At 44.8% G+C, this 25,808-nt stretch carries 21 protein-coding genes; 8 read left to right on the forward strand and 13 right to left on the reverse strand.

What is annotated here, in order from left to right:
- The coding region (locus WKT20_RS10630; RefSeq protein ID WP_340417344.1) for a M64 family metallopeptidase at window positions 1-673 on the forward strand (673 nt) is incomplete at its 5' end.
- 299 nt (window positions 674-972) lie between these two features.
- Here WKT20_RS10630 and WKT20_RS10635 read toward each other — a convergent pair.
- Complete coding sequence (locus WKT20_RS10635; RefSeq protein WP_118441802.1) at window positions 973-2,652, reverse strand: putative transporter; 1,680 nt, start codon at window positions 2,650-2,652, stop codon at window positions 973-975.
- A 291-nt stretch (window positions 2,653-2,943) separates the two neighbouring features.
- Here WKT20_RS10635 and mutA point away from each other — a divergent pair, with 291 nt between their 5' ends.
- The 3 genes from mutA to WKT20_RS10650 all read left to right on the forward strand — a co-directional run bounded on the left by mutA (window position 2,944) and on the right by WKT20_RS10650 (window position 7,872).
- Window positions 2,944-4,854 carry a methylmalonyl-CoA mutase small subunit gene (mutA, locus tag WKT20_RS10640; RefSeq protein WP_340417345.1) on the forward strand — a complete coding sequence of 637 codons (1,911 nt, stop codon included), beginning with the start codon at window positions 2,944-2,946 and terminating at the stop codon, window positions 4,852-4,854.
- 8 nt (window positions 4,855-4,862) lie between these two features.
- The gene (gene scpA, locus WKT20_RS10645; protein WP_117702583.1) at window positions 4,863-7,016 is read left to right on the forward strand and encodes a methylmalonyl-CoA mutase; all 2,154 of its coding nucleotides are present in this window, start codon (window positions 4,863-4,865) and stop codon (window positions 7,014-7,016) included.
- A 187-nt stretch (window positions 7,017-7,203) separates the two neighbouring features.
- Window positions 7,204-7,872 (forward strand): hypothetical protein, encoded by a 669-nt coding sequence (locus WKT20_RS10650; protein WP_131201004.1) that lies wholly within the window; start codon window positions 7,204-7,206, stop codon window positions 7,870-7,872.
- 93 nt (window positions 7,873-7,965) lie between these two features.
- Here WKT20_RS10650 and WKT20_RS10655 read toward each other — a convergent pair whose 3' ends face one another.
- The 4 genes from WKT20_RS10655 to WKT20_RS10670 all read right to left on the reverse strand — a co-directional run bounded on the left by WKT20_RS10655 (window position 7,966) and on the right by WKT20_RS10670 (window position 12,537).
- A complete protein-coding gene (locus tag WKT20_RS10655) occupies window positions 7,966-9,219 on the reverse strand; it encodes an ABC transporter permease (RefSeq protein WP_007562017.1) in 1,254 nt (417 codons plus the stop codon).
- 18 nt (window positions 9,220-9,237) lie between these two features.
- Complete coding sequence (locus WKT20_RS10660) at window positions 9,238-10,155, reverse strand: ABC transporter ATP-binding protein (RefSeq protein WP_117702585.1); 918 nt, start codon at window positions 10,153-10,155, stop codon at window positions 9,238-9,240.
- Between the two features lie 354 nt (window positions 10,156-10,509).
- Window positions 10,510-11,796, reverse strand: a complete 1,287-nt coding sequence (locus WKT20_RS10665; protein WP_117702615.1) for an NCS2 family permease — start codon at window positions 11,794-11,796, stop codon at window positions 10,510-10,512.
- A gap of 36 nt (window positions 11,797-11,832) precedes the next feature.
- Complete coding sequence (locus WKT20_RS10670; protein ID WP_007562024.1) at window positions 11,833-12,537, reverse strand: nucleoside-specific channel-forming Tsx family protein; 705 nt, start codon at window positions 12,535-12,537, stop codon at window positions 11,833-11,835.
- Between the two features lie 115 nt (window positions 12,538-12,652).
- Here WKT20_RS10670 and WKT20_RS10675 point away from each other — a divergent pair, with 115 nt between their 5' ends.
- Entirely contained in the window at window positions 12,653-14,743 is a 2,091-nt protein-coding gene (locus tag WKT20_RS10675) for an alpha-L-fucosidase (RefSeq protein ID WP_340417346.1), read from the forward strand.
- Window positions 14,744-14,756: 13 nt separating this feature from the next.
- Here WKT20_RS10675 and metF read toward each other — a convergent pair whose 3' ends face one another.
- Window positions 14,757-15,710, reverse strand: a complete 954-nt coding sequence (gene metF / locus WKT20_RS10680; protein ID WP_302462612.1) for a methylenetetrahydrofolate reductase [NAD(P)H] — start codon at window positions 15,708-15,710, stop codon at window positions 14,757-14,759.
- 175 nt (window positions 15,711-15,885) lie between these two features.
- Window positions 15,886-16,350 carry an Lrp/AsnC family transcriptional regulator gene (locus WKT20_RS10685; protein WP_007562030.1) on the reverse strand — a complete coding sequence of 155 codons (465 nt, stop codon included), beginning with the start codon at window positions 16,348-16,350 and terminating at the stop codon, window positions 15,886-15,888.
- A gap of 169 nt (window positions 16,351-16,519) precedes the next feature.
- On the opposite strand from WKT20_RS10685, the gene WKT20_RS10690 reads away from it, so the two are divergent.
- On the forward strand, window positions 16,520-17,806 hold the full coding sequence (locus WKT20_RS10690; protein WP_340417347.1) for an O-acetylhomoserine aminocarboxypropyltransferase/cysteine synthase family protein: 1,287 nt from the start codon (window positions 16,520-16,522) through the stop codon (window positions 17,804-17,806).
- Between the two features lie 75 nt (window positions 17,807-17,881).
- On the opposite strand, the gene WKT20_RS10695 is transcribed toward WKT20_RS10690, so the two are convergent.
- Both WKT20_RS10695 and WKT20_RS10700 read right to left on the reverse strand, forming a co-directional pair.
- Complete coding sequence (locus WKT20_RS10695) at window positions 17,882-18,292, reverse strand: PaaI family thioesterase (RefSeq protein ID WP_118164023.1); 411 nt, start codon at window positions 18,290-18,292, stop codon at window positions 17,882-17,884.
- Window positions 18,293-18,297: 5 nt separating this feature from the next.
- Complete coding sequence (locus WKT20_RS10700) at window positions 18,298-19,350, reverse strand: DUF2027 domain-containing protein (protein ID WP_118244207.1); 1,053 nt, start codon at window positions 19,348-19,350, stop codon at window positions 18,298-18,300.
- A 150-nt stretch (window positions 19,351-19,500) separates the two neighbouring features.
- Between WKT20_RS10700 and WKT20_RS10705 the strand changes: the two genes are divergently transcribed.
- Together WKT20_RS10705 and WKT20_RS10710 are read left to right on the forward strand one after the other, a co-directional pair.
- Window positions 19,501-20,718 (forward strand): S-adenosylmethionine:tRNA ribosyltransferase-isomerase, encoded by a 1,218-nt coding sequence (locus tag WKT20_RS10705; protein WP_118441796.1) that lies wholly within the window; start codon window positions 19,501-19,503, stop codon window positions 20,716-20,718.
- Window positions 20,719-20,736: 18 nt separating this feature from the next.
- Entirely contained in the window at window positions 20,737-21,240 is a 504-nt protein-coding gene (locus tag WKT20_RS10710) for an NUDIX hydrolase (protein ID WP_118164016.1), read from the forward strand.
- A 189-nt stretch (window positions 21,241-21,429) separates the two neighbouring features.
- On the opposite strand, the gene WKT20_RS10715 is transcribed toward WKT20_RS10710, so the two are convergent.
- The 4 genes from WKT20_RS10715 to rmuC all read right to left on the reverse strand — a co-directional run bounded on the left by WKT20_RS10715 (window position 21,430) and on the right by rmuC (window position 25,724).
- Window positions 21,430-21,897, reverse strand: coding sequence for a nucleoside deaminase (locus tag WKT20_RS10715; protein ID WP_117671778.1), 468 nt, complete (start codon window positions 21,895-21,897; stop codon window positions 21,430-21,432).
- A gap of 179 nt (window positions 21,898-22,076) precedes the next feature.
- The gene (gene groL, locus WKT20_RS10720; protein WP_007562045.1) at window positions 22,077-23,714 is read right to left on the reverse strand and encodes a chaperonin GroEL; all 1,638 of its coding nucleotides are present in this window, start codon (window positions 23,712-23,714) and stop codon (window positions 22,077-22,079) included.
- 42 nt (window positions 23,715-23,756) lie between these two features.
- On the reverse strand, window positions 23,757-24,029 hold the full coding sequence (locus WKT20_RS10725; protein ID WP_118164011.1) for a co-chaperone GroES: 273 nt from the start codon (window positions 24,027-24,029) through the stop codon (window positions 23,757-23,759).
- Between the two features lie 285 nt (window positions 24,030-24,314).
- Entirely contained in the window at window positions 24,315-25,724 is a 1,410-nt protein-coding gene (rmuC, locus tag WKT20_RS10730; protein WP_117702592.1) for a DNA recombination protein RmuC, read from the reverse strand.
- Between the last annotated feature and the right edge of the window lie 84 nt (window positions 25,725-25,808).

Raw genomic sequence — 25,808 nt, forward strand, 5'->3', positions numbered from 1 at the left:
ACAATGTATAGAAAATATTGATTTATACGAAACGCTGGCAGTAGTCGTACTTAATTCTCCTTCGTATGCCGGAACTACATATTTCGGGTATTACAACGAAAATAACCAGGTAACCGAACTGGCCATAGCTTATTGCCCTATCATCTACGATCTGGAAAATGAAAGTTTCAGACAAGTACTGGTACACGAAGCGGTAGGTCACGGATTCGCTAAACTGGAAGATGAATACAGTTATGAACAAAACGGAAAAATTTCTTCCTCAGAAATCAGTAGTGTAAAAATGCTGCAAAGCTATGGATGGGCACAAAATGTGGATTTCACTCAGGATGAAAATACCATCCTGTGGTCTTCCTTCCTGAAAGACAGCCGCTATACTTCTGAAAGTATCGGTATTTATGAAGGAGCTTGCACGTATATGAGTGGCGTATATCGCCCTACTGAAGACAGCATGATGAATACCAATACCTGCGGATTTAACGCGCCATCACGTAAAGCCATCTACGATATGGTTATGAAAAGAGGAGAAAATCGGGAAACATCCTATGAAGAATTTACGGTATTTGACAAACAGAATCCTTCTGAAAGCCAAACCTTCAGCCGTAATTCAGCCTCTACCAGCAGTAGCCGTCAGTTTGCACGCCCACATTTTGTCGGCAAGTCTGTCCACAAGTAAAATTTAAAAACTTCAATAGGTAAATAGAAAAATCCTTTAAAATGCACTATGTCTCTGCAAGCTGAAACGTAAGTTTCTCTATCGGAAGCCCAACATTCTCCCCTAGAAAAACCTACGTTTCACGAATGAAAGACATAAAAAACAACTAAATGAAGCAATAATCATGCAAGGACATCTTAATAAAAGGACCTGTTATAAAAAACCTGTTATAAAAAACCTGAAGTAATTTACTTCAAACAAAAACGCCCTGAGTCTGTGACAGATACAGGGCGTTGCTTTTTTATTTTTCGTTTATATTTTTATCCGGCCATCAGCAAGACAAGCAGCTGTGCTGTCAGGATACGCAAAAACATGGTCAACGGATAAACGGTTGAGTAACCTACAGCCGGCGCATCGTTTCCTGCAATCTGATTGGCGTATGCCAAGGCAGGAGGGTCTGTATTACTACCGGCAATCAAACCCATCAACGTGAAATAGTTCACCCGGTGATGCCAGCGGGCAATAATACCGGTAATAATCAACGGTATGAAAGTAATCAGAAAACCGAGACCCACATACAACACGCCATCACCTTCTACTACCATCTGCACAAAGTTCTCGCCGGCCTTGACTCCTACACTTGCCAAGAAGAGCACCAGTCCCACTTCACGAAGCATCAGATTGGCACTCATGGTGGTGTAAGTTACCAGTTTCACTTTATGTCCGAAACGTCCAATCAGAATAGAAATAATCAGCGGACCACCAGCCAGACCTAATTTGACCGGAGTCGGCATGCCCGGAATAGCAATAGGCAAACTTCCGAAAAGGATACCGCAAAGAATACCGACAAAAATAGTTACAATGTTCGGATGGTCCAGACGACGCAACTGGTTACCCAGCAAGTTAGCCACACGTTCGATGGCATCCTGCGGACCAACTACCATCACACGGTCGCCCACCTGCAAGCGAAGCTGACGAGCGGCAAACAAGTCCATACCCGAACGGTTAACACGTGTCACGTTAACTCCATACATACTGCTGAAATGAAGTTCTCCCAGCGTCTTTCCGTTGATATTCGGCTGTGTCACCAAAATACGGCGAGACACCATCGGTTTGTCCTGCTGGTTAGTGGCATCCCAATCCTGTTCGATTTTCGGACCAATGAAGGCCATGATAGCTTCTGAGTCATCTTCCGCACAAACCAGGAACATACGGTCCCCCAGGCGAAGCACCGTATTGGCATTCGGCGTAATCATGTGACCGTCCTGAATAATACGCGTACATACAAAGTCACGTGCCAGGAAGTTCTGCACCTGCGACAACGTCTTACCGCTCAGCGCCTCATTCTGCACTTTCAGCGAGATAGTATAAGGCTTCATGTGCGGATTGGCTTCTTCCTCTTTCTGAATCTCGTCGCTATCACGCTGCACATCTACCCGGCAGATATAGCGGATAATAATCATGGAAAGAATAATACCCATCACACCCAACGGATAAGCACAGGCATATCCCATGGCAATTTCAGGTCCCTGATAGTGCAACTGTTGCAAAGCTTCATTCGCCGCACCAAGTCCCGGAGTATTGGTAACCGCTCCACACAGGATACCCACCATCATCGGAATGTCTACTCTGCCTTGCAAAGCAAAGTACAGAATCAATGCTACGGCAATATTCAGGAACACAATTCCCACTGCCAGCAGGTTTAATGTAATACCTCCCCGTTTAAAAGAAGAAAAGAATGAAGGACCGACCTGAAGTCCGATACAGAAGACAAAAAGAATCAGTCCGAAATCTTGCACGAAAGAAAGGATGGCAGGATTTCCAGTAAAACCGAAGTGTCCAGCCAAGATTCCTACGAACAAGACGAATGTAACTCCCAGCGATATGCCGAAGAATTTAATTTTTCCCAACAGTACCCCCGCCGCAATTACAAAGGCATACAATGCCACTATATGCGCTATCGAGTTGGGATTCGTCAATAAATCTTGTAGCCAGTTCATAGATATTAAATTTGTTTATTCAGGGGGCAAATATAACCAATCAAAAATAATAGGGCAAACTTTTCTTTCTTTTTTCATTCCAACCTTCTCTCTGATGTATTCCGTACACTCTTTTCCCGTCCAAAAGCCCTCAGTGCCCTCTACGCACGTTTAATGTTTTTAGCTTTCTATAGCTATAAAAAAGGGGTAATGTGGAATAAACAAGCGGAAAATTTGTATATTTGCCCATGCAGGCTACAACCTGTGTGATAATTTTAAATCTGAATATCAACCCAAAAACACTAATTCACTATGGCAGATAGTAAAGAAAAACTCTTTTCAGATTTTTCGTCCGTGTCCACACAAGAATGGATGGACAAGATTACGGTAGATTTGAAAGGAGCCGATTTTGAGAAGAAGTTGGTATGGAGAACCAACGAAGGTTTCAAAGTGAAACCATTCTACCGTCAGGAAGATTTGGAAGGATTGAAAACCACAGAGGGACTTCCCGGACAATATCCCTACATCAGAGGCATCAAGAAAGACGATAACACTTGGTTTATCCGTCAGGACATTACCGTAAACGATGCGGCTGAAGCCAACGCCAAAGCCCTTGATATATTAAATAAAGGTGTAGACTCACTCGGATTCCATATCAAAGCCAAAGAACTCAATGCAGAATACCTCGATACTTTGCTGAAAGACATCTGCTGCGAATGTGTGGAACTGAACTTCTCTACCTGCCAGCGTCATACGCTGCAACTGTCACAACTGCTGGTAGCCTATTTCCAGAAAAAAGGATATGCACCTGCAAAGCTGAAAGGCTCACTCAACTTCGACCCTATCAGCAAAATGATGCAAAAAGGAAAAGATGTAAGCGCTGTCATTGCCACGGGTAAGGAACTGGTGGAAACACTGGCCGCATACCCGCATTTCCGTTGCATTGCCGTGAACTCTGTACAGTTGAACAACGCCGGAGCCTACATTTATCAGGAATTAGGATATGCACTGGCATGGGGAAATGAATACCTCAACCAGTTGGTAGAAGCAGGCGTTCCAGCCGCACTGGCTGCCAAGAAAATCAAATTTAACTTTGGCATCAGCTCTAACTACTTTATGGAAATCGCCAAATTCCGTGCCGCACGTATGCTATGGGCTGACATCGTAAAACAATACGCACCGAAATGCCCTCGTACGGACTGCAAGAATACAGGAGCCGACGGCACTTGCTACTGTGCCTGCAAGATGGTGGCCCATGCAGAGACATCCAATTTCAACCTTACTTTGTTTGATGCACACGTGAATTTGCTCCGTACGCAAACTGAGGCCATGAGTGCTGCCATTGCCGGAGTCAACTCCATCACGGTATCTCCATTCGACAAAGCCTATGAAACACCAGACGATTTCTCTGAAAGAATTGCCCGCAACCAGCAGTTGCTGTTGAAAGAAGAATCACACCTGAACCGTATCGTTGATCCGGCTGCAGGTTCTTATTATATTGAAAATCTGACTGTAGCCATTGCCAAACAGGCTTGGGATCTCTTCCTTTCTGTTGAAGAAGCAGGAGGTATGTTGCAGGCTGTCAAGGCAGGAAGCATTCAGGAAGCTGTAAACCAAAGCAACAAAGCCCGTCATGAAGCGGTTTCCAAACGTAAAGAAATCCTGTTGGGAACCAACCAGTATCCGAATTTCAATGAACTGGCAGGCGACAAACGTCCGCTGGATGGATGCAAGAAATGCGGTTGCGATGGAGAAGCACACGAAGAAGAAGGCACTCTGGCCAAACTGGAAACCGCACGTGCAGCCAGCGAATTTGAAGCTCTTCGACTGGAAACTGAAAATTCAGGCAAACGGCCGAAAGCTTTCATGCTGACCATCGGTAACCTGGCCATGCGTCAGGCTCGTGCACAGTTCTCATGCAACTTCCTGGCTTGTGCAGGCTATCAGGTTATTGACAACTTAGGATTTGCCAGCGTAGAAGAAGGAATTGAAGCAGCCATGAAAGCACAGGCAGACATCGTGGTAATCTGCTCCAGCGATGATGAATATGCGGAATATGCTATCCCAGCCTTCAAGGCACTCAACGGACGTGCTATGTTTATCGTAGCCGGCGCTCCAGCTTGCATGGAAGAACTGAAGGCTGCCGGCATCGAAAACTTCATTCATGTGCGTTGCAACGTACTGGAAACCTTACGCGAATACAACAGCAAACTCTTATCCTGAATTGAATTATGAGACAGAATTTCAAACAAATCGATATATTTGCCGGTTTCCATCCGCAGAATGGCATGGAATGGCAGAAAGAAAATGGCATTACTGCCAACTGGAAAACACCTGAACAGATTCAGGTGAAACCTGTATATACGAAAGAAGACCTGGAGGGTATGGAACACCTGAACTATGCAGCCGGTATTCCTCCTTATCTTCGTGGCCCGTACTCTATGATGTACACCTTCCGCCCGTGGACTATCCGTCAGTATGCCGGATTCTCTACCGCCGAAGAATCCAACGCATTCTACCGTCGTAACCTGGCTTCCGGTCAGAAAGGATTGTCAGTAGCTTTCGACCTTCCGACACACCGTGGATACGACCCTGACCATCCGCGTGTAGTGGGCGACGTAGGTAAAGCCGGTGTATCTATCTGTTCACTAGAAAACATGAAAGTGCTTTTCGACGGTATTCCTTTGAACAAGATGTCTGTTTCCATGACTATGAACGGTGCGGTACTTCCTGTCATGGCATTCTACATCAATGCCGGACTGGAACAGGGTGCCAAACTGGAAGAAATGGCCGGAACCATCCAGAACGATATTCTGAAAGAGTTCATGGTGCGTAACACCTATATTTATCCGCCTGCCTTCTCCATGAAGATTATTTCTGACATCTTTGAATATACTTCTCAGAAGATGCCGAAATTCAACTCTATCTCTATTTCGGGATACCACATGCAGGAAGCGGGTGCCACCGCCGACATTGAACTGGCTTATACACTGGCCGATGGATTGGAATACCTTCGTGCGGGAGTGGCTGCCGGCATTGATATTGACGCTTTTGCTCCGCGTCTGTCGTTCTTCTGGGCCATCGGTATGAACCACTTCATGGAAATAGCCAAGATGCGTGCCGCACGTATGCTGTGGGCTAAGATTGTAAAACAGTTCAATCCGAAGAACCCGAAATCACTGGCACTGCGTACACACTCACAGACTTCCGGATGGTCACTGACTGAACAGGACCCGTTCAACAACGTAGGACGTACCTGTATCGAAGCCATGGCTGCTGCATTAGGACATACGCAGTCACTGCATACCAACGCATTGGACGAAGCTATTGCTCTTCCGACCGACTTCTCGGCACGTATTGCACGTAATACTCAGATTTACATTCAGGAAGAAACGCAGATTTGTAAAAATGTGGACCCGTGGGGCGGTTCTTACTACGTAGAAGCGTTGACCAACGAACTGGCTCACAAGGCTTGGGAACACATTCAGGAAATCGAGAAACTGGGCGGTATGGCCAAAGCCATCGAAACCGGTATTCCCAAAATGCGTATCGAGGAAGCTGCTGCACGTACTCAGGCTCGTATCGACTCGGGTGAACAGACTATCGTGGGTACAAACAAATATCGTCTGGAAAAAGAAGACCCGATTGATATTCTGGAAGTGGACAACACTGCCGTACGTCAGGAACAGATTGAGAACCTGCGCCGTCTGAAAGAAGGCCGTAACCAGGCTGAAGTGGACAAGGCATTGGACGCTATTACGGAATGCGTACGCACTGGCAAGGGTAACTTGCTGGAACTGGCCGTAGAAGCCGCTCGCGTACGTGCCACACTGGGAGAAATATCTGACGCCTGCGAAAAAGTCGTAGGACGTTATAAAGCAATTATCAGAACAATATCAGGCGTGTATTCATCAGAAAGTAAAAAGGATGCAGATTTCGCACGGGCTTGCGAACTGACCGAAGAATTTGCGAAGAAAGAAGGCCGTCGTCCGCGTGTCATGATTGCCAAGATGGGACAGGACGGACACGACCGTGGTGCCAAGGTAGTAGCTACCGGATTTGCGGACTGTGGTTTCGACGTGGATATGGGCCCGTTGTTCCAGACTCCGGAAGAAGCCGCTCGCGAAGCAGTAGAAAACGATGTTCATGCAGTGGGAGTTTCTTCATTGGCTGCCGGACACAAGACATTGATTCCGCAAATCATTGCCGAATTGAAACGTCTGGGCCGCGAAGATATTCTGGTCTTTGCAGGTGGTGTCATCCCGGCACAGGACTACGATTTCTTGTATAAAGCCGGTGTAATGGCTATCTTTGGTCCGGGTACTTCCGTGGCTAAATCAGCCTGCCAGGTAATGGAACTATTGTTAGAAGCAGAAGAGGAATAAAAATAATTTCCATAAAAAAGTAAGTCCCGGACTTTATGTTCGGGACTTACTTTTTATACACAGCTACGCCTATACTACTATCGAAAACGTTCTCTCCAAAAGATTTGATAAGTTAAATATCCATATCGGAAAATAGAATGTCATTTTTTTTATATATTTACAAATAAAGCTTACAAACCTTGTAATCATGAGAACAATCGCCATTTTATTGTGTCTTTTATTTTGCCTGCCCACGCGTGCAAAGAAAATGGATGAGAACAATCAAATTCCTCAAAAAGACATTTCTATCCGTTTTAATTTCGGTATAGCCTCTGCCAATCAAGAAGGAACAGGAGAATCTTTATGGTACAGCAATCCTAAAAAAAGTAGTCGCGGATTTCAATATGGTATAGATTTTTTGAGACATCACAAATATATAGGTTATGGGCTTGCCTTTAAACACTATATGCATGGACTCTCATTTCCGGAAAGTGCACAAAATTCATCCTTACATGAAAATATCCAAATCTTTTATCTTGCTCCACAATTTTCGTCTGTTCATGAGGCGCAACTATTAAAAGGAATGATTAGCTACCTCGATTTAGGTATTGGATACGCGCATTATTTAAACAAAGGTACCATAAACAAAGACCAAAAATATTCAGTTCCTAAATCAGGACTTGGTATGAACTCAAACATAGGTGTAGAGTATAAATTCCACACACATTTAGGTGTGAAAATATCAATCTCTGTAGAATATTATATATTCAAGCACCTCGATGAAAAGATTGAAATCCCAAGCAAGATGTTCGAAAAACGCTCCAAACTGGGAGTTTTTATAACCAGCCCCCAATTATCTCTCATCTATCATTTATAATTGAAACAAAAAACATAAAAATGGCAGGTGTAAAAGATTAAAGTTTCCTTTCGCACCTGCCATTTCTATTTTAAAAGATTCAACAGAATACTTTTACTTATACGTAATCCAGCGAATCATTTCCTTGAAAGAAGGTTTCTTTCCATACATCAGGATACCTACCCGATAAATCTTTCCGGCTATCCAAATCATGCCGAAAGCGGCAGCATACAAAAGAACGACTGACAGCATCGTTTCCCACACCGGTACATCGAAAGGCAGACGCACCATCATGACAATAGGTGAAGTAAACGGAATCATGGAACACCAGATAGCCAACGGTCCGTCGGGGTTATCAGAGCTATAGATACCTGCATAGAGGGCAAAAATCAACAGAAGAACAATCGGCATCATAAACTGCTGAGAATCTTCCTGTCCGTTGATGGCCGCCCCGATAGCCGCAAATATGGAAGCATACACCAGGTATCCTCCGATAAAATTCAAGATAAAGAGTCCCCCCATCTTGGCCAGATTCAACCCCTGAAGGGTAGCCAGCAAACCGGATGCTCCTCCCATCAGTTCTGGCGAACTACCGGAAATTCCACCGGCTACGGCCAACAATACCACAATCAGCACCACCCAGATAGCCAGCTGTGCCACACCGACCAGTCCGATACCGATAATTTTTCCAATCATCAACTGAAAGGGCTTCACAGAGGAAACGATGACTTCTACAATACGGTTGGTCTTTTCTTCCATCACACTTTGCATCACCATACCTCCGTATGACATCACAAACATGTAAATCAGCAAAGTCAATACCATACCGGCTGCCATAGCCGCTCCTGCATTGGATTCACTTTCGCTCCCGTCTTCTCCCCATTTTACCGTACGGATATTCAACTTACGGTTCATATCCTGCATGATGGAAGGCAGCTGCGGAATATCATAACGCAACAACTTGTCCTGACGCACCTGCTCGTCAAGTGTTTCACTTACCAGCCGCGAAAGACTGTTGGGTACTTCTTTCCGCGAATAAATCGTTACGGCCTCCGGATGTTCAGCCAGGTCGGCCTTGATTTCGACCACGGCATCAAACTGGGTAGAGTCACTTCGAAAAGAAGCTTCCATCTGGGGAACTCCCACAAAATGCCAGGATTCATCGTCTTTAAACTGAGGAAGGTATTTCATGGTGGCATCAATGACGGCTACCTGTTTCTGGTCTCCGCCCTTGACCGTAGACAACCACAACGGGACAAAAATAAGTGCCGCAAAAATGAACGGCATCAATATGGTAAGCAGGATAAACGACTTTTTGCTTACCCGGTTTATGAATTCACGCTGAATAATAATCCATGTCTTGTTCATAGCTGAAAGATTTTTTGATTAGATTTTCTCCTCTACCGTACGGATAAAGATATCGTTCATAGAAGGGATACATTCGGTAAACTTGCAGATTTCGCCCTGCGCACCTACAAGTGACAATAACTCAGAATTGGAAATGGAAGTGAGCTTCCGCAGTTTATAGTTTACCGTCTGCTCATCCTGCACCTCACTGCTGACAATTTCAAAGGCATCCGAATTCTGCAACGGTTTCGAAGACTGCATCGTCAGCTCATACTGATTACTTTTATAACGTGAACGAATGTCCGTTACCGCTCCCTGCAGCACCACCTTTGAATGATTGATCAGTGCAATATGGTCGCAGATTTCTTCCACAGAAGCCATGTTGTGCGTAGAGAATATAATGGTATGTCCTTCGTCTTTCAATTTCAGAATTTCTCTTTTCAGCAGTTCTGCGTTTACCGGATCGAAGCCTGAAAACGGTTCGTCGAAAATCAGCAGGCGGGGACGATGCAACACCGTGATGACAAACTGCACTTTCTGTTGCATACCTTTGGAAAGTTCCTCCAGTTTCTTGTTCCACCAAGGCATGATTTCAAAGCGTTCAAACCAGTCGGTTAGTCTTTTCTTAGCCTCCTGACGGCTTAATCCTTTCAACTGTGCCAGATAGATGGCCTGTTCGCCCACCTTCATTTTTTTGTAAAGTCCACGCTCTTCGGGAAGATAGCCAATGGAATAAATATCTTCCGGACGTGAGAGCCGTCCGTCAAACCACACCTCACCGGCATCGGGAGCTGTAATACGGTTGATAATACGAATCAATGTGGTCTTTCCTGCCCCATTGGGTCCCAGCAAACCAAATACCTGTCCTTCGGGCACCGTGATGCTTACTCCATCCAGCGCCGTATGGTTGGCATAACGTTTTATGACCTGTCGTGTTTCCAAAAAAGAATCATTCATGTCGTTACTTATTAAAAATTGAACATTTAAAAGATATAAGTTTCACAAAGTTATCAATTTCATTCAAAGTAAAGAAAATTGTTCCAATTTTCTGCATAAAAAGCAGGAAAGAAAAACGTAAAGACGTTTCACTTGAAACACAAGTGCATTTGAAGTAAAACACAAGGACGTTTGATTCTAAACGCAAGTACATTTGGGATTGAACATAAGGGCATTTTGAAAGATAAGGAAAAACAGCCCTTCAGGGAGGGAAAAATCTGTCAAGCAAGTGCATGGAAACGACATAAAAAAACGGAAATGCCCGCAGTGATTGCTCAGGCATTTCCGCAACAATTTCCAATATAATACAAAAGCTTACAGGAAGAATTTAAAGACAAAGATAAAGGCCAGAATATACATGGCCGGTGTAAGCTTCTTGGTATGTCCGCACAACAGATTAATCAAGACGTAACTGATCATTCCCAACACAATTCCATCGGAAATGCTGTAAGCCAGAGGCATGAAAATGATGCAGATAAACGCCGGGATGGCTTCTGAATAATCCATAAAATCGACTTTCTTCACAGAAGACATCATCATCAGACCTACCAGAATCAATACAGGAGCCGTAGCTGCACCCGGTACTGCCAAAAAGAACGGAGCCAAAAACAACGACAGAAGGAAGCACACTGCCGTAACAAAAGAAGTCAGTCCACTACGTCCGCCTTCGCCCACTCCGGAAGCACTTTCCACGAAAGTGGTAATAGTACTGGTACCCAGCATGGCACCGGCTGTTGTTCCGATGGCATCCACTAAAAAGGCTTGCTTCAGGTGAGGAATCTTTCCATCTTTTGTCACCATTCCGGCCTTTGTAGTCACTCCGACCAACGTACCGATGGTATCAAACATATCTACAAACAGGAAAGTAAACACAACAATCACCATTTCCTTTGTAAAGATATGCTCCCACTGGAACTGGAAGAAAATGGGTTCGATAGAAGGAGGAGTGCTCAACACGCCATCCAGATGTGTCAATCCCATAGGAATACCGATGACGGTCGTCAGCAAGATTCCTATCAGCAAGGCTCCACGGACTTTCTTCACCAACAAGATGGAAGTAACCAGAAGGCCGATAATGCCCAGCAAGGCTGAACCAGAAGTAATATCTCCCAATGAAATCAAAGTCGCATCGTTATTCACAATGATACCGGCATTCTGCAAACCGATGAACGCAATGAACAAGCCGATACCTGCACCAATGGCATTGCGAAGGCTCAAGGGCAGCGCATCTACGATTTTTTCACGCAAATTGGTTACCGTCAGCAGAATGAATATAATTCCTTCCAAAAGTACAGCCGTCAGAGCAAACTGCCAGGTATAGCCCAGCGTAAGACAAACGGTATAGGCAAAAAACGCATTCAATCCCATTCCCGGTGCCAATCCGAAAGGCAATTTGGCATAAAAGGCCATCAACAGCGTAGCAAAAGCCGAAGCGATGACTGTCGTCGTGAAAAGCGCTCCCTTGTCCATACCTGTAGCCGCCAGAATGTTGGGATTGACAGCCAAAATATAGGCCATGGTCAGAAAGGTCGTGATTCCGGCCAAGATTTCCGTACGCACACGCGTCTCACGAGGGTTAAAACCGAATAATTTTTCCAGCATTTTCATTTTATAATCGCTTTAAATGATTCAACCGGTTTAGAAAGACCACTTCATGGCCAGCGTCGGGATGAAATAGAATCCGTTACGATCGGCAAAATCCGTACTCAATTCCCATTCTGTACCTACACTCAGGTTCAAGTCTTTGTTTACATGCTTGAACTTATTCAGGTTTACCCAGAACTGCGGTTCGCTGATGAATACAAAGTCATGGTTATTTCCATCTACATCCGTATGTTTTTCACGCCAGAAATCCGCAAATCCGCTGAAAGTAAATTTTTCTTTGCAGAAATTCAGGGTCCATGTACCTGTCAACTGAAAGTTATGCGGTTTCTCATTCTTCTGAATATATTTATACAGCACCTGTACGCCGAATACCTTGGAAAAATCACTGCTGTTCCATGAGTAGGTAGCACCTCCCAGGAAGGCATTGTTGATATAATTCAACCCTCCGTTGTATTCTACATGTGCAGAAACAGGAGCCTTCCAGAATTTCAGTTCACGGCTGATTTCCCAATAAGCAGATGACACTCCTTTGTCTGTATAATCCATATCGACAAAGAAATAAGTGCTACCCCACTTGTCTGCCTTGAACATCTCGACCGTTGTAGTCACCCATGGACGTTCGTCCAATGACTTATACAAGGCACGACCAAGGTCATAATGCAACTGAATGTTCTGAGCCATCACTTTTCCTGCGCATACTGAAAGAAGAATAAACGCAAAAAGAAATAATTTTTTCATTTTAATTTAACGTACTTTTAATGGTTTTTAAAATCGGCTGCAAAATTACATAAAAAAGCGGTATAAAAACAAAGAACTCGTTATCTTTGCTCTTAAAGAGCATAAATAAGAAGCCATGAAAAAACTGTTTATCATTCTATTGATGTGTGTGATAGGCCTGGGAGCAAAAGGCCAGGTATCTCAAGAAGCCTTCCGCCAATGGCACGGAGACAAATATTCCATGTTTATCCACTTCGGACTTTACTCACAATTAGGCGGGGTATGGCAGGGTAAACAGGTGCAGAATGGATACAGTGAACAGATTCAGGCTTTTGCCCCAATTTCCAAGAAAGACTACGAAAAAATTGCCAGCCAGTTTAATCCGACGCAGTTTAATGCTGACTCCATTGCCTTACTGGCAAAAAAGGCGGGAATGCATTCCATTATCCTGACTAGTAAACATCATGATGGCTTCTGCCTGTTCAAAACGGCTACTACTTCCTTCAACTCATACGATGCAACTCCATGCAAACGGGATTTCGTGAAAGAAATGTCGGAAGCTGCCCGCCGTCATGGACTGCGGTTCGGACTGTACTATTCGCTTATCGACTGGCACTATCCGTATGCATCGCCCATGTCACCTCATAATGCTGACTTTATTACAGAAGCACACCATGCTTTTTCGAAAGCCCAACTGAAGGAACTCCTTACCAATTATGGAAAGATTTCCGAACTCTGGTTTGATATGGGGGCAAACACCCCGGCACAAAGTAAGGAATTGTATGAACTCGTACACCAATACCAGCCCGACTGCATGGTGAGCGGACGCCTGGGAAACGACCGGTATGATTTCTGCGTAATGGCCGACAATGACTATCCGGATAAAACCCTTCATGCTCCCTGGCAGAGTGCCGCATCCATGTTCGATGAGACTTGGGGATACAGAGCATGGCAGGACCGTGGAAACATAGAAAGCAAAGTACGCGAAAAAACTCGAAGCCTGATTAATGTGGTTTCCAGAGGAGGAAATTATCTGCTGAACATCGGTCCGAAGGGAAACGGAGCAGTAGTTGACTTTGAGAAAGAAGTGTTGGAACAGATGGGCGACTGGCTTTCCCGCTATGGCTATGCTGTATATCAGACAGAGGCTTCTCCTTTCCAGGAAGAGTTTACATGGGGAGAAGTGACACGCAAAGACAATCACCTGTACTTATTTCTCTCTGGGAAATATCCGGCAGATGGAAAAATTACCCTGCAAATGCCCGGCTATCTTCTGCAGAAAGGAGACGGGAAAATGGCTACTTACCTGCAATATGGTAACGAGGTAGTATTGACCGTACCGGCCTCAGCCTACAAGGACAAACAAATACACGTATTGACTCTTTCCTTCGATAAAAAGATTGAACCGTTCCCTGGAAAGACCATTAGAAATGCCATACTTACTCCGCGTAATGCTACACCGCAATACAGCTATTCCTGCTTTGACTACTATACGAATTACCGTAGCATTACGGGCTACAGTTGGAATTTCGAACAACTTCTGTTGAAACAACTAGAAATTATCTATACTTCGCAGGAGGCCGGAAGAGAAATAGACCTGATATTAGATGGAAAGACCTACTCCGTAACATTGGATAAAGGAAAAGAGATAAAAGAAACTGCTTTTTCAGGTACCACTTGGGGAGATACCTACGTATGTGGCCCCGGCAGTGGAGTGTTCCACTCAGCAGAGAAACTGGATGCAGACTTACAGCATGCGCCTGTTTCAGGTAAATCATGGATCAAAACAGATAAAGACAGTGACAAGGTTTCCTGCCCGATTCTATCCAGCTATTATGTGATGCGAGAAATAGACTCCCCGCGTTCACAGCATATTCTGGCGGAAATTGGTGCCGGAAATGGAATGGAGGTCTACCTGAACGGAAAACTCATAGCCAAGCATCTGAACCCGTATCGCACGAAGTTCCGCACGGAAAAAGTGATTCTTCCACTGAAGAAAGGAAAGAATCAGGTAATCCTTCGCAGTTATAACCGTTTTGAAGACGAAACGGCTTATCTGTTGCGTCCTGCCGAGGAACAGAAAGCCTACCGTCAGGATTTCATCATACCGGATGCGGTAAACGGAAAAGAGCATAGCCTCACTATAAAACCACACAATCCCTCTTCCCCGCACACAGATGCTGAATTATTCAACCTGCGTATCCGGTTAAGAAGGATTGCGATGTAAACAGTCAAAGAGGTTAATATACCTCTTTGGCTACCTTATATACACTGTCGGATGCCATGAATGTGTAAAAGTGCAGGCCCGGAACTCCGTGTGCCAGCAAATCCTTACACTGTGCCTTGCACCATTCCACTCCTACAGCTTTCACTTCTTCGTCCGTCGTACATTTACGAAGTTCTGAAGCAAAGGCTTCAGGAATGTCTGTGCGGAACACTTTAGGCAATACGTTCAACTGATTCTTAAATACCACAGGCTTGACACCCGGAATAATGGGTACGTCAATACCTTCCTGACGGCAACGCTCTACGAAAGCATAGTATTTCTCGTTGTCGAAAAACATCTGTGTCACTACATAATCGGCTCCGTTGCGTACCTTTTCTTTCAAGTAGAACAGATCGGACTCCATATTAGGAGCTTCTTCATGCTTTTCCGGATAACAAGCCATACCATAAGAGAAAGGTGTTTCAATGCCTTCTATCTTGGAGCCATCCAGTCCAATACCCTGATTAAAACGGTTCACTTGTTCCTGCAAATCGGTGGCATGCTCATGGTACAAACACAAATCTTTTTCTGCAATGTCCAGCGGCTTGGAATCTCCTCTCAGCAGCAACAAGTTGTTAATGCCTAAGAAATTCAAGTCGAGCAAAGCATATTCCGTTTCCTCCTTCGTAAATCCCTTACAGATAATATGAGGTACCGCTTGAATGCCATACTTATTCTGAATGGCAGCGGCGATGGCTACCGTTCCGGGGCGCTTGCGTACCGTAGTCTTCTTCAGGTTTCCATCGGGCTGCGGCAAATACACTATCTCACTGTGATGTGAAGTGATGTTGATGTATTTAGGGTCAAACTCCCTCAACTTATCAATGATGTGATATACTTTTTGTATACTGTTTCCCTTTAACGGTGGCAAAATCTCAAAGGAAAACACGGGTTCCTTACTATTCTTTATCAAATCTATTACTTTCATAGTGCATTTGTATAATTTGTCGGCAAAGATACAAGCAAAAGTGCTATCCACCAACAATCGGAAGATATTTAGAAAAAACGGACTGTTTTTCCCATTAAAGACGGATAGAATTAGAATAATATTCTATGTTCTATTCTGTTTATGGAATAAATACATAGAAAAGGCTTTCCCGCTCCTATATGTGCAGTCCATAGTCATGCTTCACTTCATCCATGACAAACATGCTTTCCAACGAACCCAGACTGTCAATTGTACCCAGTACATTAATAATAAACTCCTGATAATATTTCATGTTCGGGGCATGGATTTTCAGCAAGTAATCGTAACTTCCGGAAATGTTATAGCACTCCGTAACTTCCGGAATGTTCTGAATGATACGGGTGAACTCCATGGCTATATCTTTATTCATCCGGCGCAATTTGACATTGCAGAATACCACAAATCCCTGATTCAGTTTGTCGGCATCCAGCACGGCAATATACTTCTTGATGTATCCTTCCCTTTCCAGCCTTTTCAACCGCTCAAACACGGGAGTAGACGACAAGCTGACCTGTGCTGCCAGCTCTTTAGTAGTCAACCTAGCATTCTCCTGTAACGTACGGAGAATCTGCAAATCCACTTTATCCAGTTTTTCTGTCATAAGAATATTATTCTATTATGAATTGTTTTACGACAGCAAATCTACAAGTTTTTTCTTTTAAACCAGCATTATATAGAACAATTCTCCATATTTTCATCAAATATTGGATGATATAACCATACAAACTACTTTTGCAGTATCATTTAATCACTTTTACACACTTACGACTATGGATAGAACTAAGCTACACTTCGAAACCCTTCAGTTACATGTGGGACAAGAAAATCCCGATCCGGCGACCGATGCACGAGCAGTCCCCATCTATCAGACGACTTCGTACGTCTTTCATGACTCGGCTCATGCGGCCGCCCGTTTCAGTCTGGAAGACAGCGGCAACATCTATGGCCGACTGACCAATCCCACCCAAAGTGTACTGGAACAGCGAGTAGCTGCATTGGAAGGAGGAGTAGCTGCCCTGGCCGTAGCCTCCGGAGCGGCCGCCATCAGTTATGCGTTTGAAAATATTACGCGCACCGGTGACCATATTGTATCGGCCCATACCATTTATGGAGGAACTTACAACCTGCTGGCACATACTTTCCCCAGCCGTGGGATACACACCACTTTTGTAGACGCAGAAGAAGCGGCAAACGTGGAGCAGGCCATCCAGCCCAATACCAAAGCGGTATTCATTGAAAGTTTAGGAAATCCGAACTGCACGCTTGTCGACATCGCCCGCATTGCGGAAATAGCTCACCGTCATCAGATTCCTTTACTGATTGACAACACATTTGCCACTCCTTATCTGCTGCGCCCCATTGAACATGGTGCCGACATCGTCATACATTCTGCCACAAAGTTTATCGGAGGACACGGCACGTCATTAGGAGGTATCATTGTGGATTCCGGTAAATTCGACTGGAAAGCTTCCGGTAAATTCCCCCAACTGACAAGCCCCGACCCCTGTTATCACGGACTTTGCTTTGCCGATGTGGCAGGTCCTGCGGCCTATATCACACGAATACGTGCCATTCTGTTACGCGATACCGGAGCCGCCATCAGTCCGTTTAATGCTTTCCTCCTTCTGCAAGGACTGGAAACCCTCTCACTCAGAGTAGAACGCCACGTAGAGAATGCGCTGAAGGTAGTAGACTTCCTGCAGCATCATCCTAAAGTGAAAAAGGTCAACCACCCCTCCCTTCCTGAGCACACTTTCCCAGCCCTTTATCAGAAATATTTTCCCAAAGGAGCCGGCTCCATCTTCACGTTTGAAATCCAAGGCAGACGTACGGAAGCGCACCGCTTCATCGACCACCTGGAGATATTCTCCCTGCTGGCCAATGTAGCCGATGTCAAATCGTTGGTCATCCACCCGGCCAGTACGACACACTCCCAGCTCAACGACCAGGAACTGGCAGAACAAGGCATCACACAGTCTACCATCCGTCTTTCCATCGGTACCGAGCACATTGAAGATTTGCTTGCCGACCTGAGTCAGGCCCTTGAACAAATCTAATCCAAAATACAAACGGAGAATGCCCACTTCAGTAACGAGCATTCTCCGTTTGACACATTCTCCTATACTCCGAATTTATTCCAGTTCGTCGATATTCAATTCTTCGCTTTTCCGATATCCGGAACTGGTCAGCACCGCAATCAGTTGCTGTTGCTCATCCACCAAACGCACCTCAATGAAAGGTACCCTTCCATGATTGAACGTCTCAGTAGCCTCCGCATATACATAGCCCTCACTGATAGCACGTAGAAAAGTGATATTGGCATTCAGTGACAAAGTCAGACGTCCACGGCTATTGGCCACAGCGGCAAATGCCAAATCGGCCAATGTAAACAATGCACCTCCCTGACAAACTCCTCCGGCATTCAGATGCTTTTCAGTCACCTTCATCCGAGCTTTGGCATATCCCGGACTGATTTCCAGTAATTCCACTCCAGTCTCAGCCGCAAAACGGTCGGCCGACAGCATTTCTTTTAACGTTCCCATATCTTTTAATGTATTGTAACCATTGTAGCCCCGAAACCATATTCACGGAAAGAAGCATCCTGCCATTGATAAGTCTTGTATTTGCGTTTCAACTCATCCAAGATAGCCCGACGCAATACACCATCTCCCTTGCCATGGATAAACACAATCCGCTGCCCTTTCTTCTGTTTGTATTCCTCCAATGTCTTGCGGAACACATCCAGCTGATAATTCAGCATTTCGGCATTTCCCATACCGGTAGTATCATCCAGCAGTTCATGGATATGCAAGTCGACCTCCACAATTTCATTCTTTACCACATGCTGCTTTTTCTGCAACTTTGCCGGTACGTCCTGCACGTTCTTCTGCAACAGTGCATTCTTGATATCATCGGCCGAAACATATACCTGCTTTACCGTTTCATCATCCTTGACAATCTCATAAATCAAGGCCGGTTCCTCAAAAAAGTCAGAAGACTGGAAAGTATGCAACTTGTAGAACTTCACGGTATCAATGCGCAACTCCTGATTCACCGCCTGTTTCAGTAAGAAAGTACGGTCATCTTTGTAAGCCAGAAGCTGTACGGCCACACGCTCCATGCCATTCAATGCACTCTTTTCAAACTCTTCCAGGTGCATCTTCATGTTCGGTTTCACCGTTCCCCGGCTGCGTAAGGTCCAGCTCTTACCTTCTGCCGAAAGATACAAATAATCAATAAAATAGTTACTGTCATTCACCAGATAGGCATCAAACGCAGTAGAGGATATGGACTTTACATCCTGCGGCACGTAGGCCAGAAATACATTCAGTACATCATTTCCACGGATTTCAGGTGCCCGATAAGTTATCGGCTTTTCTTTTTCTTCCTCCTCTTCTTCAACTTCCGGTGCAGAAGGCTTGGCTGTAGATTTTAACGGGATGTTATAATCGTCGGTCTGTATTACCACACACTCCCTAATCAGCATAGGAATTTCAAAACCATCTTCTCCTTCCACCAAGGCAATGTCCTTTCCTTGAAATCCCCGGACAATACCACCACCTACTTCACTCAGGAAGCGTACTTTATCTCCTATTTTCATAATCTGTCTTCAATTTATTACACTCACAAATGTAACGACTTTCCACGGAATATGGAAATTATTCAGCAGTCTGCAAAAGGAAGTCCACGAAAAAATTATTATGTTAGGAGGATTCTGCTATTTGTTGTACTTTTGCAAAAAATAAACGACATGGAAGAAACAAAACATATAAAGATTAGCGACTACAACTATCCGCTGCCGGATGAACGCATCGCTAAATTTCCGCTGCCAGTCCGCGACCAGTCCAAGCTGCTGGTGTATCAGCACGGGCAAATCAGTGAAACACATTTCACCTCCCTTCCGGACTACCTGGAGCCCGGTACCCTCATGATTTTCAACAACACGAAAGTCATTCAGGCACGTCTGCACTTCCGCAAGGAAACCGGCGCACTGATTGAGATTTTCTGTCTGGAGCCCATCAAGCCCAACGACTATGTACTCAACTTCCAGCAAACCCAGCATGCTGCCTGGCTCTGCATGATTGGCAACCTGAAGAAATGGAAAGAAGGGCCTCTGCACAAGGAAATGACAGTAAAGGGAAAGAAACTGACGCTAACTGCTACCCGTGGAGAATGTCACGGCACCAGCCATTGGATTGATTTCACCTGGGACAATCCGGAAGTAACCTTTGCCGACATTCTGGAATTCTTCGGTGAGCTGCCCATTCCTCCCTACCTGAACAGAGAGACACAAGAAAGCGACAAGGAAACTTACCAGACCGTCTACTCGAAAATAAAAGGTTCCGTAGCCGCCCCTACAGCCGGTCTGCATTTCACGGAACGCGTATTGAACGCTCTCAAAGAAAAAGGAGTGGATTTGGAAGAAGTCACCCTACACGTTGGAGCCGGCACTTTCAAACCGGTGAAAAGTGAAGAAATAGAAGGCCACGAAATGCATACGGAATACATTTCCGTAAACCGTGGAACCATAGAGAAACTCTTAGCACATGGAGGTGAAGCCGTGGCAGTAGGAACCACTTCTGTCCGTACACTAGAGAGCCTTTACTACATCGGTGTCACTTTGTCACAGCACCCCGATGCCAGCCAGCAGGAACTGCACGTACAGCAATGGCAACCCTACGAAACTCATCCGGAGTTAAGTACCACAGAAGCCCTGCAACAGATACTCGACTACATGGACCGGAACCAGCTCGATGCCCTGCATACCAGTACACAGATTATCATTGCACCGGGATACAATTACCATATCGTCAAGAAAATGGTTACCAACTTCCACCAACCGCAAAGCACCCTGCTGTTACTGGTCTCTGCTTTTGTGAAAGGAAACTGGCGTCCCATCTACGATTACGCGCTGGCGCATGATTTCCGCTTCCTGAGCTACGGAGATTCATCTTTACTTATCCCCTAACCCCAAACAGAAGAGACAATGACAGACAATAGCGAAGAAATGTTTCCCATCGTAGACGAAGAAGGAAACATCACAGGTGCCGCTACCCGAGGAGAATGCCACAACGGCAGCAAGCTGCTGCATCCGGTGGTTCACTTGCATGTATTCAACAGCAAAGGAGAATTGTATCTGCAAAAGCGTCCGGAATGGAAAGACATCCAACCGGGAAAATGGGACACCTCCGTAGGAGGACATGTAGACTTGGGAGAAAGCGTGGAAATGGCACTGAAACGGGAAGCCGGAGAGGAACTCGGCATTTCCGATTTTACTTCTCAACTACTGACACATTACGTGTTTGAATCAGATCGGGAAAAAGAGCTGGTATTTTCGCACAAGACCGTATTCGACAGTCCCATCTCTCCCAGTGAAGAACTGGCAGGAGGACGTTTCTGGTCACTGGATGAAATTCGGCAGAATTTAGGGAAAAACGTTTTCACGCCCAATTTTGAACGAGAATTTACTACGGTCTTAAATCAGAAATAACAAGAATACAAGTAACCTGGAAACGTTACTCACTTTTCTGAAAAACAGTCTTGTCCCTATTAGGTTTCCCCTAAGGAAAACATAAGTTTCCCACAGCGAAAACATACGTTTCCGGTATGAAAAACGTACGGTTCCGCCGTGGGAAACATAAAAAATATAAAGGCATTACAACCTTATTACCCAATCATTTTAGTATTCCACCTTATCCGTTTTTTCAGTCCAGTCCTGAAAAGCCCGAATAGCTTCTTCCGGCAACAAAACTTCTGAGGGCAGACGTCTTTCCGCCGGTTTCAAATCCAGTTCCTCGTAAATAAAGGCATCATCAAAGCCGATAGCTGCCGCATCGTGCTTGTTATTTCCATAATACATGCGGTCCAGATGTGCCCAATAGATTGCACCTAAGCACATGGGACATGGTTCACAAGAAGTATATATCTCACAACCGCTCAAGTCGAATGTACCCAGTTTCTTAGCTGCCGCACGGATGGCACTTACTTCTGCATGGGCGGTCGGGTCGCAATCCGGCGTCACACGGTTTACTCCCGTAGCTACAATCTCACCGTTCTTTGCGATGACAGCACCAAAAGGACCGCCACCTTCAGCTACATTCTTCACTGACAACTCAATAGCCTTACGCATCAATTCTTCTTTCGTCATACCATATTATTTTTAGTAATTCGTAAAACACTTGATGAAAATACACAAAACTATAGAATAATCCAAACTTTTTGAATCACCTCACGAAAGCTATATATAAATTTTGCAGATTCTTTATCAAAAAAAAATCCCAGCCAGAAATTCCGACTGGGATTTACTTTATATCTGAAAGGGGAAGATTACATCATACCGCCCATGCCACCCATTCCTGGAGCAGCCATCGGCATTTCAGGTTTTTCTTCCTTCTTTTCTACAATGACACATTCTGTAGTCAGGAACATACCTGCGATAGAAGCGGCATTTTCCAATGCTACACGAGTAACCTTTGCAGGATCAACTACACCGGCAGCATGCAAGTGTTCGTATACATCTGTACGGGCATTGTAACCGAAGTCACCTTTACCTTCACGTACTTTCTGTACTACAACCGCACCTTCCTTACCAGCGTTAGCTACAATCTGACGAAGCGGTTCTTCGATGGCACGCTTGATGATTTCGATACCTGTAGTTTCATCTGCATTGTCACCTTTCAAGCCTTCCAATGCATCGATGGCACGGATGTAAGTTACACCACCACCCGGTACGATACCTTCTTCGATAGCGGCACGAGTTGCACACAAGGCATCATCTACACGGTCTTTCTTTTCCTTCATTTCTACTTCACTGGCAGCACCTACGTAAAGAACTGCTACACCACCTGACAATTTAGCCAGACGTTCCTGCAATTTTTCCTTATCGTAGTCAGAAGTAGAGTTCTTGATTTCAGCCTTAATCTGGTTGATACGTTCCTGAATCAATTCTTTCTGACCTGCACCGTTTACGATAGTAGTGTTTTCCTTAGAAACAGTTACCTTGTCGCAAGTACCCAACATTTCGAGTGTGGCCTGTTCCAGTTTCAAACCTTTTTCTTCGCTGATAACTACACCACCAGTCAATACGGCAATATCTTCCAGCATAGCCTTACGACGGTCGCCGAAGCCCGGAGCCTTCACAGCACAAATCTTCAACTGACCACGCAGACGGTTAACTACCAAAGTTGTCAACGCTTCGCTGTCTACATCTTCTGCGATAACCAACAAAGGACGTCCGCTCTGTACAGCCGGTTCCAAGATAGGCAAGAAATCTTTCAAGTTAGAAATCTTCTTATCGTAAATCAGGATATACGGATGTTCCATCACGCACTCCATCTTTTCAGTATCAGTTACAAAGTAAGCAGACAAGTAACCACGGTCAAACTGCATACCTTCTACCACGCCGATTGTAGTATCTGTACCCTTAGCTTCTTCGATAGTGATAACACCGTCTTTAGAAACCTTGCGCATTGCATCCGCAATCAACTTACCGATAACCGGATCATTGTTTGCAGAAATTGTAGCCACCTGTTCAATCTTGTCGTAGTTATCACCTACAGTTTCAGACTGAGCCTTGATAGATTCCACAACTTTTGCCACAGCCTTGTCAATACCACGTTTCAAATCCATCGGATTTGCACCAGCAGTTACGTTCTTCAAACCAACGCCTACGATTGACTGAGCCAATACAGTAGCAGTAGTTGTACCGTCACCCGCATCATCACCCGTCTTAGAAGCAACTGATTTTACCAGCTGAGCACCTGTATTCTGGAACGGATCGCTCAATTCCACTTCTTTTGCTACAGTTACACCATCCTTTGTAATGTGAGGAGCACCGAATTTCTTTTCGATGATTACATTACGGCCTTTCGGACCCAGTGTTACTTTCACTGCATTAGCCAGTTCGTCTACACCTTTTTTCAACTGATCGCGAGCGTCAATGTTGAAGAGAATATCTTTTGCCATAGTGAATTTCCTTTCTAATCTTAAATTCGTTAATTACCTAAATTATCCCAAAACTGCCAGTACATCGCTCTGACGCATCATCAAATACTTCACACCTTCGTATTCGATTTCAGTACCAGAATATTTACCATACAATACAGTATCACCTACTTTCAAGACCATTTCTTCGTCTTTAGTGCCATGGCCAACTGCCACTACTTCACCCTGCAACGGTTTTTCTTTCGCTGTGTCAGGAATAATGATACCACCGATTGTTTTTTCTTCTGCAGGAGCCGAAAGAATCAGGACTCTGTCTGCTAATGGTTTAATGTTCATAATGCTATAATTTAGTTTATATTTTATCGTTTATCAAATGCGTTAAAGCACCTATCTTTCTGCGAAAAGCGTGCCAAAGCAAAAGACTGACATTCTGGCATGAGCAGACTGACAAGAATGGCTGTTCCGCTGTCAATTCTGACACTTTCCCCTTGTCCTTCAATACACATAATGGAAAATCCACCCAGCAATACGTTGCAAAACTTTAATCTCAATATGAAATAAAAAAGAAGCTCCATGGCACACTCAACGCAAGTCCATGGAGCTTCTCCTTTCTATATAATTTTATTGTTCTTCCGATTCCGAGAATAAATCTCTTGCAGGAATCACCGGTGTGATGCCTTTGTCCGCTTCTTGCCGGATACGCGAGGAGAATTTCTTTTTCGAAGTGATACCCAATTCCGTCAGCATATCCGCCTGCCGAATCAGGTTGCCTTTTCCCTGCGAAAGCTGCCCCAACGCATTCTTGTAAGCCGTGGAAGCTGCCTGCAAAGTGTCTCCAATCTTTTCGAAAGTCTCGGTAAATCCTACCAGTTTCTCATAAAGCACCGTTCCTCGCTTGATGATGTCCTGAATATTTTTCACCTGATACTCCCGCTTCCATAAATCCAAGGCCAATCGAAGCGCTGCAATCAGGTTGGTCGGACTAATCAACACGACCTTCTTCTGATAAGCATAATTCCAGATGTCTGGATCAGCCTGCAATGCCAACAGATAAGCTGGTTCATTGGGCACGAACATCATCACAAAATCCAACGAAGACACATTGTAGCTGGAATAATCCTTCCGGCTCAACTCCTCAATGTGAGCTTTCACTGAAGTTAAGTGTGCTTTCAAGTACTGTTCGCGCTGCACGGCATCCTCACAAGCTACATAGCTCGCATATGCCGTAAGCGATACTTTAGAGTCAATAATTACCTGACGGTTATCCGGATATACAACTAACACATCAGGCTGCATCCGCTGTCCCAATTCATTTTTGAGCGGTTCACCATGTTCATCTTTTAAAAATTCCTGACGAAAATATTCTTCTCCTTCTCTCAGACCGGAATTTTCCAAGATAGTCTCCAATATCATTTCACCCCAGTTTCCCTGCATCTTGGAATCCCCTTTCAAAGCGCGGGTCAGGTTGTTGGCATCATCGCTAATCTGCTTGTTCAGCTGCATCAGTTCCTTGATACGGTCTTCCAAAGAAAAGCGTTGCTTGGACTCTTTATCGTACACCTCTTCCACCTGATGCTTGAATTCTTTTAAATTCTCTCCGAAAGGTTTCAACAGGTTACTCAAGGTTTCCGAACTAAGCCGGCTGAATGCCTCCGTCTTCTGCTGGAAAATCCGGTTGGCCATATTCTCGAACTCCGTATTCAGTTGCTTCCGTAACTTCTCCACTTCCTCTTTCTGGTTCTCCAGACGCTCTTCCAAGTTACGACGTTCTGCCTGTGAAGTCGCCAGTGCCCGACCTGCTTCTGCCCATTTCCCGGAAAGTTCATCCAACTGTCCACGTAACCTTTCCGTTTCCTTCCGATACTGCTCTGTCAGCAACTCAGTACGTTCCTTTTCCGCCTTCAGCAAATCCTGGGCATGCTGTTGGTTCATCTGTAACTCCGATCGCAAAGAAACAGACTTTCTCGCAGCCCACAAATAACCCAGCAGCCCTCCTACTATCACGCCAACAATCAAATATACAAATTCCATATCTTCTACTAATTTTCGAAACGCCTATAAAAAAACAGGTTTCACGAAACAAAAATCTGAAGCATCTGCCTCTTCCGTTTCTTC

This window comes from Phocaeicola sp. ICN-14070, assembly GCF_037892625.1.
GTDB classification, from domain to species: domain Bacteria; phylum Bacteroidota; class Bacteroidia; order Bacteroidales; family Bacteroidaceae; genus Phocaeicola; species Phocaeicola plebeius.